This window comes from Alteromonas sp. AWQ4_252, from assembly GCF_056158205.1.
Window position 1 is genome coordinate 396,854 of record NZ_JBSWSV010000001.1, and the last position, 12,348, is coordinate 409,201.

Genomic DNA, 12,348 nt, shown 5'->3' on the forward strand with positions numbered 1-12,348 from the left:
AGTGGTTAAGTTAGTACCGGTGCGCGCTGGTAACATAGGTAATGAGCGGAAAACACAGAAAAGCGGACAAGATATTTGATGAAACTTTTGTGACGGTTTGACGCAGGGCCGGTTTTTATAAACTGGCCCTATGGTTTACGGGCAAATTACTTACAAAGTACCGCGGTAAACGTAACGAGCCAGTGGGTGCTGTTGATTTTTTAACGCCTGAATAAACAGTTGCGCAACCTTTGCGGCGCCAAGTGTATTTAAATGAGTGTCATCACTTTTGCCTTCGGGCCAACGTGTGTAAAGACCCGGCGGAATTCGAAGAAAATATTTCACACTGCCTGCATCACCTTCCTGCTGCAAAAAATTGCAGGTTAACGTGTTCATATCGAAATAGGCTACACCGGCTTCTTTAGCCACTTTTTCTGCGGCGTTAACATAATCCAGAAGCGTGTTTCGAATGGTGCCATCGTCATTGAAGTAACGGCGACAAATAGAACTGGCAATGATCGGGGTGGCGTTTTTATCGCGAATGTCTTTGATGTAGCGATGTAAATAGGCCGGATAATCTTTTTCCGCTGACGCGTATCGCGCCGGATCTGACTTTTTCTGATCGTTGTGACCAAACTGGATCAGTACATAGTCGCCGGCTTTCATTTCAGACAGTGCCTTACCCCAGCGCCCTTCATCAATAAAACGCTTCGTACTTCTGCCATTAGCGGCGTGATTTAACACTTCCAGCTCAGGCGTAATAAACGCCGGCAGCAACATACCCCAGCCGCGTTCCGGATAGGCCAGATTTGGCTTTACTGACATGGTGGAATCGCCAATAAGGTGGAGGGTTGGTCGTGTTGGGTCCTGCGCATGCACCGTTATCGCTACGAATAGTAACAACACAGCGCCTACAAACTTTTTCATTTTCACTCCTTTTAAGCGCACTTTACCCTTTTGTTAAATAAAAAAGGCCATCATCGCTGATGGCCTAAGGGACACACTAACAACGAATTACATTCTGTAGCTTAATCCTACGAAGAACTGGCGACCAGTGATCTGGTTGCTGATAATTCTCATCGCATCCGGGTCGATATATTCACCAATGTTCTCGTCGGTCAGGTTAATACCTTCCAGCGTAAACTTGAGGTTCTCTGAGTACTTGTAGCTGGTAGAGAAATCCAGATAGGTGGTATCGTCCATTACCCGCCATTTGCGTTCATCAGAACTGCTCAGGTTGGTGTAAAACTCTCCGCGATACGCCGCTGAGATACGGGCACTGAATACATCGTCTTCCCAGTACAGGGTAAAGTTAGCTGACTCATCAGACTGGCCAGTTAACGGACCTTTGCGGTCTGCACCGTAGGTCACTTCAGAATCTACCAGGGTAACGTTTGCCAACACACCGAACTTGCGCATCCACTCTGGTCCAGGCAGGAAAGTAAGTGGTTGCTGATACTGGATTTCAAACCCGTCCAGATCGCCACCCTCACCATTCACCGTACGACTTACCTCAAAAGTTTCATTGATAATATTGTCGCGCTCTGCGCCTAACAATGAATCGGGTAACCCGGTTTCCGCCCAGCTCAGTTGCTGAGTTTCAGTAGTGGGGAATGCTTCGATGTCTTTCCTGAAGTACGCCAGTGACAACAATGCGCCTTCGTCGAAGTACCACTCAACGGCTAAATCGGTCGCATCTGCACGGAATGGTTCAATATACGGGTTACCATAGCTAACGCGATAATCACCGAAAATCGAAACGCTACCACCCGGGCTTAGTGTGCCCAGGTTCGGGCGAGACATTACTTTAGCCCAGCTTGCACGAAGAATGAGTTCGTCGGTCATTTCCAGTGCCAGGTTTACCGAAGGCAGGGTGTCTGAATAATCGTGCTCAACTGTTACCGTTTCTGTTCCGTTGATGATACCAGTTGATTCCAGGTCAGTTTTCACGTGACGCACACCGGCATTACCACGCAGAACCTTGTCGCCCAACTCGGTGTTGAAATCTAACTGGGCGTAGTAACCCAAACTTTCTTCCGTTACTGAACGGGTATCACCAGGGCGAACATTGTATGGCCAGCAGCCACTGTCAACAAAGTCGGCTGCGCGAGCATCATCTGCCATGAAGAAGCTTTGACCACCGAATGACACAACACTGCCGTCGCCGCTTGTTACTACGTTACTAATGCCACAGGCATTGTTATCTACTGCGCCATCAGAACCATCACGAGAGGCAAATGAGGCATCAGCGCGCACCCCTTCGATTTCATAGCCATATTCGCGCCAGGTAATACCAGAGGTCAGAGTAAGTTCGTCAGTAAGGATATACTCTGCGTCAAAGCGCGCCGTATCGGTAGAAGATTCAGCATCGTAAATACGGTCGCGGAATTCAGATACTTCCCAGTTTGCTGGGTTTGCAGTATCAAAGCTGTAACCAATTGTCGGGTTCAGCATGTCTGAGAAATCATAGGTAACGGCTGAACTGGCTTCGTCGTAGTCAACGGTTTTACGTGGGTCGTTGTCGCTGAAGTGTTCGTAAATAACCGTGGTTTCGCGGTTATCCAACACAGACTTCGACGAACCCGCCAGGAACTCAACGCTTAAATCATCGTTAAAATCGTGTTCAATGTTCACGCTGAACTGAGTAAATTCCGATTCCCATTCCGCCACGAAGTTCTCAGAACGCACATCAACGTCTGCAATGGTGGCAGCGTACATGGTATTGCTGCTATCAATCTGATATGCAGTCACGTCAGATTGCCCAACCCCGGTTTCTCCCGTACGGGCCAGTGATATTGCCTGCATGAAAGGTTCGTCACGGGTGGAGTCGATATTCGCGTATAAAGCATCTACCGTGATCATGGTGTTGTCACCAGGTACGAACTGCAAGGACGCTGTTAGCCCGATACGCTGTTGATCATGGGTTTTGTCGGCGAAACGTGGGAAACGTGGGTGCCACGCGTTGCTGACATCAGAAACATCACTTTCTGAATCACAGGCAGAACACGCGCCGAAGGTATCGTCTTCCCAACGGCCGGTGTCAGCACCAACGTTATTGATTAGTCGTTGTGATAGTGAACCGGATACCAGAAACCCGAAAGAGTCGTCATCGTTAGTCCAACTGGCCAGTGCCGATACCCGTGGGTCGAGTTCGCTGGACTGATCGTTATAAGAACCCTGAGCATTAATAGCCACTACGTCTTCGTTAAAGTCGAAGGGACGACCAGTGCGCAGTGCTACCGTTGCGCCCAGCGAGCCTTCGTCTAACTCAGCGGATGTGGTTTTATACACACTTAACTGGTTAAACAATTCTGAGGCGAACACGTTGAAGTCGAAACCACGGCTGGTTCTTACCCCGCCCGTACCGGCAGAAAGCGACTGTGCCTGCATGCCGTTTAGTTGCACCCGGGTAAAGGTAGAGTTCAAACCACGAACGGTGATTTCACGGCCTTCACCAGCTTCACGGGTTACGGCGACACCAGGGATACGTTGAAGTGCTTCAGCCAGGTTCTGGTCTGGGAAATCGGCAATATCTTCCGCCAAAATCGTGTCAACTGAGCCTGCTGAAGACTGCTTAAGTGAAAGGGCTTTGGCGAGGCTATCAGCATAGCTGGTAGCGCGAACTTCAATAACTTCTAAATTCTCGTTGCCTGCATCAGGTGATGTTTGCGCCAAACCTGGCGCTGACGTTAACACGGCGGCAGAGATAGCTAAACTTAACGGTGCTTGTTTGAAACTTTTGGCAAAAATCATGAGTGGATTCCTCACGTGTTCTCTCTTCGTTTTTATAAAAACTACACTTATAGCAATGTAGCCCGGGTACTCCTGTCACTTCGCCAATTACTACTTCTAGAATTAACGGTGACTATTTTCACTAATGCACAACCCTTAAAACTGAACATAGGCTTTACATTTGATTTACATCCTAGACCTAAATGCCACCGGTAGCAATAATTTTTTCGCATTATTTTGTTAATTTTTTCAAATTATCGTAAATTTACACCAAAACATAAGAAAAATGCGGCCTGCAGAGGATTGTAAATTTATACATTAGTCTTAAACCTCCACTTAATTGGTCAATTGTTAGGAAAAAAGTTAGCTCGATAACAACTTGACAACATGGACTTGCGACAGCATTATGCAACCGGTAGCACACAAAGTTTTTAAATTGTTAATATGGAGATTTCCATGCGTAAGTTCTTCCGCTCTTTATTATTGGCCACTGCCGTCAGTACTGCTCCGGGGGCGCTTTCGGCCTCAGAGCCCACCGCCTATTTAGATAACACCGCACCTTGGTCTGTTCGCATGGCTGAATCAGAGATGGTGCGCTTCCCCGATGCATGGATGATTGATTGGGATGAAGAACCACAGTGGGACTATGTTCATGGTTTGAACCTCCTGGCGTTTTCCAAGCTATATGAAACAACCGGTGAAGAACGCTATTTTGATTACATCAAAAACTACTACGACCGCTTTGTTAATGAAGACGGCAGTATTAACACCTATGAGCGCAGCAAATTTAATATAGATATGATTAACCCTGGTAAGGTGCTGTTTTTCCTCTACGACCAAACCGGTGATAAGAAATACAAGCTGGCCGCCGATACTCTGCGCGATCAGTTAAAAGACCACCCTCGCACCTCCGAAGGCGGTTTTTGGCATAAGAAGCGTTACCCGTCACAAATGTGGTTAGACGGCTTGTACATGGGCGCTCCTTTCTACGCTGAATACATTATGCGCTATGGCAACCCGGACGAACTCAACGACGTTTTCAAGCAGTTTGAGCTTATTGAGAAGCACCTGTATTCACAAAAAACCGGTCTTCCCCATCACGGCTGGGATGAAAGCAGAGATCAGAAATGGTCTGACAAGAAAACCGGCTTGTCGCCCAATCACTGGTCCCGCGCACTAGGCTGGTATGCCATGGCTATTGTGGATGTGCTGGAAGTTGTGCCCGCCCATCATGAGAAACGCGACTGGCTGGTATCTCGCCTTCAGAATTTTGTCGATCAAGTGGTGAAATACCAGCATGAAACCGGTGCCTGGTATCAGGTTACCGATTTAGGTGATAACCAGGGTAACTATCTGGAAGGGTCTGGCACTGCCATGCTTACCTACTCTATTGCCAAAGCGGTGAACATGCACGTGCTGCCCGAAAGCTATATGGATTACGCGAAAAAAGGCTTTGCCGGTATTCAGGATCAAATGATTTCCGTAGACCCCGCGAATAACGTCATTAGCTTTAACTATATTTGTGCTGTTGCCGGTTTAGGCGGTAACCCCTACCGCGATGGTTCGGTTGAGTACTACATGAGCGAGCCGGTTCGTGCTAACGACGCCAAAGGTGTAGGCCCGTTTATTCTTGCTGCACTGGAACTTGAAAAGTAAGCAGCACCTTCAGCTATGCGCCCCTTATTGTTAAGGGGCGCTTGTGTACAAAATCGTGAACCTTTACAGGCAAGAACAGCATGAAACCATTGTTATCTGCATTACTGGGTTTTTGTATGGCCACCGCTGGCGTTGCAGCCAATGCCAGCGACAACCGGCTTTGGATTGCCGACAACGGCGATGGCACTTATAGCAACCCAATTTTACACATAGACTATTCCGACCCAGATGTTGTGGCAGTTGACGGCAACTACTATATGACAGCATCCAGCTTCAATGCCGCACCTGGGCTCCCAATTCTGCATTCTACCGACCTGGTAAACTGGACCCTCATCAACTACGCCCTGCCACAACAGGTACCGCAGGACGTTTTTGCAAAGCCCCAGCACGGTAATGGTGTGTGGGCACCCAATATCCGTTATCACGACGGGAAGTTCTGGATTTTTTACCCTGACCCCGATTTTGGCATTTATGTGACCACCGCCACTGATCCGGCGGGAGACTGGAGCAAACCCCGTCGTATTCTTGCAGGTAAAGGGCTTATTGACCCTACACCATTGTGGGACGACAACGGTAAAGCGTACCTGTTACACGGCTGGGCAAAAAGCCGGGCTGGCTTTAACAACGTGCTTAGCCTGCGGGAAATGGAAAACGACGCCACCAATGTAAGTGATACCTACACCAATGTGGTTGATGGACACACCATACCGGGCTATCGCACTTTAGAAGGGCCGAAGTTCTATAAGCGCAACGGTTACTATTATATTTTCGCGCCGGCTGGCGGCGTGGAAACGGGATGGCAATCGGTATTTCGCGCCGAAAACATCACCGGGCCCTATACAGCCAGGGTAGTGATGGATCAAAACGACTCTCTTATCAACGGCCCTCACCAGGGCTCGTGGATACACACGCAGGAAAACGAAGACTGGTTTATTCATTTCCAGTCGCGCAAAGCCTATGGCCGTATTGTGCACTTGCAGCCGGTAACCTGGCAAAACGACTGGCCGGTGATTGGTGTGGATGACGATAACGACGGTGTCGGCACACCGGTTTACAGCTACAACAAACCGAAAACCCGCCGCCCGGGAAATATTAAGCCACAGCCCACCACCGACGAGTTTAATCAATCTCTGGGTATACAATGGCAGTGGAATGCGAACTACAGCCACGAGTGGTACAACATTAACGCTGATACCGGCATGCTGACACTACACGGCCAACCCAAAGTACCGGAAACAGGCGATAACTTGTGGATGACACCATCGTTAATGTTGCAAAAGTTACCCGCGCAAAGCTTTGAAGTACGCACGGCAATTACCCTGTTACCGGCTGAACAGCAAGCCGAAGGCGGTTTGTTGTTGTTCGGAGAAGACTACGCCTGGTTAGGCGTAAAACCCATAGACGGGAAGAATCATTTAGTTTACGTGCAGTGCAAAGAGGCTCGAACAGGGTGTGATGAGTCGGTACATGACTATGGCCCCATTAATGAACTACACGGTGTAACCGATAAGCCAGAGCAACTGGAACTGCGTTATATTATGGCTGACGATGCCACTGCAATTTTTGCTTATCGCACCGGTGAAGATGCACGCTTCACTACTGTTGGAGAGCAGTTTAAGGCCCGTCGTGGCCGGTGGGTAGGCGCGAAGACCGGTTTATTCAGCTTAACCGTTGATGGCCGCAATACGCAACTGCAGGCCGATTACTTCCGCTTTATTCCCCGCTTAAGGTAAGTGCAATGCGATACATTAGTGCATTGATCAGTGTGTTTTGGGCCACCGCCACTGTGGCGGTGAGCACCGAATATCCGGTAGACGACAGCTATACTGTGTCTCAGCGTTTTGAAAAATATCAGGCTGACCACCCTGAGCTTGTGCTACCTGAGTTAACGCTGGAAGCAGGCCAGCGCATTGCCTTCGACCGACACTATCACACTGCAGACGGAAGAGAGCTTCACACTGACATCTTTCTGCCCGCTGCGGACAAAGCCATAGATCAGGCAGTAATGCTTATTCACGGTGGCGGCTGGCGCTCGGGCAATAAAAGTCACTTTTACGCGCTGGCTAACCTGCTGGCACAAAAAGGCTACGTCGTTTTTACCCCAGAGTACCGGTTGTCGATGGAAGCGCCCTACCCCGCCGGACTCATCGACATTAACCACGCCATTGCATATGCAAAATCGCAAGCTGACGCCCTGGGATTCGATGCGACCAAGCTTGCCATTGGTGGCGGTTCGTCTGGCGGTCATATGGCAGCACTTATTGGCAACACGGCGCATACACCGCTTTTTAGAACCAAAGCACTTGGCAATACCGCTGTGAACGCGGTTATTGATTTAGACGGCGTACTGGATTTTACCCATCCGTTAGCCATTGCCAATGAAAATAAACGCAAGGATAAATCTGCTGCCGGAATGTGGTTTGGCGGCGCTATGGAAACAACCCGCGAAAAATGGGTAGAAGCGTCTACTGCAAAGCATATTCACCCACAATCGCCACCCATGCTTATCATTAGCAGCGGTCAAATGCGTTTTACCGCTGGCAAAGATGAAGTATTGGAAAAGCTCGGCAACTATGACATTGCGAACCAGTATTTTCAGTACGACACTATTATTCACACATTCTGGCTGTTCGACCCCTACTTAACAGAAACAGCAAATCGAATTCATCAGTTTCTAAGCCAGCATGCCCAAGGAGTTCAAAAATGACTTTCCAACCCACTCGACGCTCACTATTAAAATTTGCAGGCTCAGGCTTAGCTACCGTTGGTTATCTTGGTGCTGCGGGTTGCTCGTCTGGTGTTAATCAGGCAATAAACAAAGATGCGGGCACGGGGTTAACCTGGAATGAAGAAGCCAGAAAAATTCGCCAGCGCATTAAGCCACCGGAATTTCCGCCACTGCGCGTTCAAATTACCCAGTACGGCGCTAAACCGGGCAAAAACCACGACGCTACCACCGCGCTTGCCGAAGCCATAGCCGATGTTGCAAATAAGGGAGGCGGCACAGTAGAAGTGCCTGCAGGCGAGTTTTACACCGGCCCTGTGCATTTGAAATCGAACATTAACCTGCATATTGCTAAAGGCGCTGTGTTGCACTTCATCCCCGAGCCTGAACGCTACAAGCCTTATGTGTTTACCCGCTGGGAAGGCACAGAATTAATGGGTTATTCGCCACTGATTTACGCGTTTGAAGAAACCAATGTTGCTATTACCGGTAAAGGCACCCTGGAAGGTGGTGGCAGCCCCACACAATGGTGGCCATGGAAAGGCAAATGGAAAAATGCAAAGTGGGGAGACCACCCGGTAGAAAACCAGAAGTTCACCCGTGACCCGCTGCGTCAAATGGCCGAAGACGAAGTACCGGTTGCACAGCGTGTTTTTGAGGAAAATTATCTGCGCCCGCCCTTTATTCAGCCATACCGCTGTAAAAATGTCCTGATTTCTGGCGTTACTATTCGCAACGCACCATTCTGGCTGGTTAACCCCGTGCTGTGTAAGAACGTAACCGTGCGCGACATCTACTGCAACAGCTATGGCCCCAATTCTGATGGTTGCGACCCGGAAGCCTGTACCGATGTACTCGTTGAGAACTGCACTTTCGATACGGGTGACGATTGTATTGCCATAAAGAGTGGCCGCAATGCTGACGGGCGGCGGGTTGGTCAGCCCTGTGAGAATATTCTTATCAACAACTGCACCATGAAAGCCGGTCACGGCGGCGTGGTAATTGGCAGCGAAATTTCTGGTGGTGTAAGAAACCTGTATGCTCAGCATTGCGAAATGAGTAGCCCCGATCTCGACCGCGCCATTCGCATAAAAACCAACTCTATTCGGGGCGGGCATTTACAGAACCTCAATTACAGCCACATTCGGGTTGGCCAGGTAAAAGACGCCATTGTTATAAACTTTTTCTACGAAGAAGGTGATGTGGGTAACTTTACACCCAAGTTAGAAGATATTCGTATTGAGAACCTGTATGTGCAACATGCACAACGGGCGTTTGTGCTGCGCGGCTACGATCACACCCCCATTACCGGCGTGTCGTTGAAAAATCTTACCTTCGAGAAGGTTGATAATTCCTCCATTATTGAGAATATAGATAATATCTCTCAAGAAAATATCCGAATTAACGGAAAAACAGTGGAATTACCAAATGTTTAATGCTCGTTGCTTACTATTTACGGTACTGGTTGCTTTGGCTGGTTGTAGTAAAGATGTCTCTCACGACTTCTTACCACCGAACATAAAAGCCGATGCCTTTGTAGCCAGCACCGCCTTAGACCAACCCCACACCACGTCAATTCAGGCCGCCATCGACGCCGCTCCAGCTGAGGGTGACTGGATTATTGCCATCGCGCCCGGGGAATACTACGAACACGTGGTGATAAACAAACCCAACATTACGCTAATAGGCGCAGGACCAAAGAAAACCAAAATTGTTTTCGACCGTTACGCCGGTAAGCCGGTATCGCCAGACAGCGACGAAACCTGGGGCACATTTCGTACCGCCACGGTTGAGGTAACCCGCCCCAATGTAACACTGGCCAACCTTACCATTGAAAATGCCTTCGACTTTCTGGCTAACGACGCATTGGAAAAGGACGACCCAAACAAAAAACCAGGCTCGCAAGCCGTGGCACTGAAGCTGGCAGAATATACCGACAAAACCCTGGTAGATAACGTTCACCTGCTGGGCTATCAGGATACCCTTTACGTGCAAGGCGGCCGTAGCTACTTTCACGGTGGCGAAATTCGCGGCAACGTAGATTTTATTTTTGGCAACGGCAATGCCTATTTTGACAGTGTAAATATAGTGTCGCGCCCACGGGCTAAAAGTATGACCACCACAGGTTACGTTACGGCCCCAAGTACACTTATTACTGATGCATTTGGTTTAACCTTTGTGAACTGCAAATTAACCCGGGAAGACGGCGTGCCCGACAATTCAGTGCCACTGGGTCGCCCATGGCACCCCACCACAACATTCGACGATGGCCGCTATGCCAACCCGTTTGCAATGGGTAGTGCCACTTTCATTAATACCTGGATGGACAAGCACATTGCCGACGACGGCTGGGCAACCATGGGTGGCAGCACCAAAGAAGGGGGCAGAAAAAACTTTTCGCCTATTGATGATGCGCGGTTTGCAGAGTTTGGTAGCTCGGGCCCGGGCGCAGCAATAAATGACAAGCGCCCACAACTTTCAGAGAAGCAAAAAGCCATTTATTCCGCCTACAACATACTGGATGGCTGGGAACCTTTGAAAAACGACGATTAACCACATACACTAGTGCGCTAAATAAGCAAAACTCGCAGTGTATGAACGTAAAAACAACCGCCATTAGTAAAGCCCCGTTACATAAACACATCACTATTGAAGATGATAAACGGGTGTTTGTAGTTGGCGATTTAGACGGCGATTTCCAACGCCTGCAAACCCAACTCGACAAAGTGAACTTCAACCCGGAAGAAGATGTGCTGTTCAGCCTGGGCGATATTATCGACCGGGGCGAAGACAGCGCCAAGCTGGTTGACTACATGAAAAGTATTGGCGCGCATGTGGTACTCGGCAACCATGAACACATGATGTTAGAAGCCTTACTTAGCCGCGACAGTTTCACCATGCGATTATGGACACAAAACGGCGGCATGTGGCACCAAACCGCCAAATTCGAGACCCTGGTGAGCATGTGCAAATGGTTTTTACAGCAACCACTTGCCATAACACTGGACTACCGTGGAAAAAAGATTGGCATTTCTCACACACTTCCGCCAACATGGAGCTGGGAACATTTTCCAGGTAGCACTGAAGCCTGTGTAACGCCGCTACTGTGGGACAGAGAGCGTTTCAACAAAAAGTTAAACAAGGTAAACCACGGTGTGGATTTCTCTATACACGGCCACAACTCAACACAAACGCCGATTTGGATAGGGAATTCGTTGCATATTGATACTAGTTATTATGGGATGCCGACGGTTTTGGAGGTTGGGGAGATAGCGGCTAATTGCCCCATTAACGCTAAAGAAAGTTAGATACGAAAGAATCCAATGGTGTGACTATTATACTAGCTGTGCGATTTTTATTGTGTTCGTTATCTCTCTATACCTAGCGACAAAAATTAATAGTGTATTGCGAATAATTAAATATTTGAAACAAGACGCGCCTAGAGCTTTATTAGATCCATGGCACAAAAACACAGTAGGTACATGACTTCGTAATTGGTTTTCACAACGCTGTAACCAAAAAAGCTAATGGTAAATGAGAAGGTACAGCTCGAACACCTTTCCTTGATTTTAAGAACATGACAGTTTGCCTTATAAAGTCAACCAGTTTAAAAATTATTATATGCTTATAGCAAATGGACCTACACGAAAAAGCAGTAATTTCGCTTGAACGACGAAAGTAACGAAGTAAAGTTAGACAATGAGTACCACGATGATTCATAGGAATGTCACTAAATGACACTACTATTACGACAACTATTGAGCGAATTTAATAGAAATAGAAATAGAAATAGAAATAGAAATTACCAATGGTTGATTTTAGGTGGATAGGGAAAAACCATTAATTCACAGATAAAACTATAATTTTTTCACTTATCTATTCTTTATGTTTGATTGATTTAAATGACTTTACTTTTCTCTATATTGGGTTGTGAGGGCAAGCTTAATAATGTATTAAGTGAGAAACTACTTTTAAAATGATAGAAGTAAAGATTATTTGAAAAAAGCACCCCCTAATTATTGCAATAAAAATTTAGAGCTAAGATGTGATATTAATCACCAAAACCGAGGATAAGGATAAGGATATTTGAAATATAAACTTAAAAAATCATTAATTGTAAAGTTCACATTTTAGCATAAAAATAATAGTTTCCATCGTAGTATTACTGACAGTAAAAATTCTGGTTTTGAGTATACTAAAAATAGTTACTCAAAGCACTCAAGAATTAATATGAAACCATAAATCAGAAAATCAAA

The 12,348-nt window shown here is 47.5% G+C and carries 8 protein-coding genes; 6 read left to right on the forward strand and 2 right to left on the reverse strand.

From position 1 onward, the window contains the following. Window positions 1-150: 150 nt before the first annotated feature. Window positions 151-906, reverse strand: coding sequence for a rhamnogalacturonan acetylesterase (locus tag ACXACM_RS01830; protein ID WP_474819390.1), 756 nt, complete (start codon window positions 904-906; stop codon window positions 151-153). An 87-nt stretch (window positions 907-993) separates the two neighbouring features. Then, the gene (locus tag ACXACM_RS01835) at window positions 994-3,732 is read right to left on the reverse strand and encodes a TonB-dependent receptor (protein WP_474819392.1); all 2,739 of its coding nucleotides are present in this window, start codon (window positions 3,730-3,732) and stop codon (window positions 994-996) included. Between the two features lie 435 nt (window positions 3,733-4,167). Here ACXACM_RS01835 and ACXACM_RS01840 point away from each other — a divergent pair, with 435 nt between their 5' ends. From ACXACM_RS01840 to ACXACM_RS01865, 6 genes are all read left to right on the forward strand, one after another. Beyond that, a complete protein-coding gene (locus ACXACM_RS01840; protein WP_474819393.1) occupies window positions 4,168-5,367 on the forward strand; it encodes a glycoside hydrolase family 88/105 protein in 1,200 nt (399 codons plus the stop codon). 80 nt (window positions 5,368-5,447) lie between these two features. Then, window positions 5,448-7,100, forward strand: coding sequence for a glycoside hydrolase family 43 protein (locus ACXACM_RS01845; protein ID WP_474819395.1), 1,653 nt, complete (start codon window positions 5,448-5,450; stop codon window positions 7,098-7,100). 5 nt (window positions 7,101-7,105) lie between these two features. Continuing rightward, window positions 7,106-8,074 carry an alpha/beta hydrolase fold domain-containing protein gene (locus ACXACM_RS01850; protein WP_474819396.1) on the forward strand — a complete coding sequence of 323 codons (969 nt, stop codon included), beginning with the start codon at window positions 7,106-7,108 and terminating at the stop codon, window positions 8,072-8,074. Further along, entirely contained in the window at window positions 8,071-9,528 is a 1,458-nt protein-coding gene (locus tag ACXACM_RS01855; RefSeq protein ID WP_474819397.1) for a glycoside hydrolase family 28 protein, read from the forward strand. The genes ACXACM_RS01850 and ACXACM_RS01855 overlap by 4 nt, the downstream gene beginning before the upstream one ends. Further along, entirely contained in the window at window positions 9,521-10,645 is a 1,125-nt protein-coding gene (locus tag ACXACM_RS01860) for a pectinesterase family protein (protein WP_474819399.1), read from the forward strand. Before ACXACM_RS01855 ends, ACXACM_RS01860 begins: the two co-directional genes overlap by 8 nt. A 41-nt stretch (window positions 10,646-10,686) precedes the next feature. After that, entirely contained in the window at window positions 10,687-11,400 is a 714-nt protein-coding gene (locus tag ACXACM_RS01865) for a metallophosphoesterase (RefSeq protein WP_474819400.1), read from the forward strand. Window positions 11,401-12,348 lie beyond the last annotated feature (948 nt).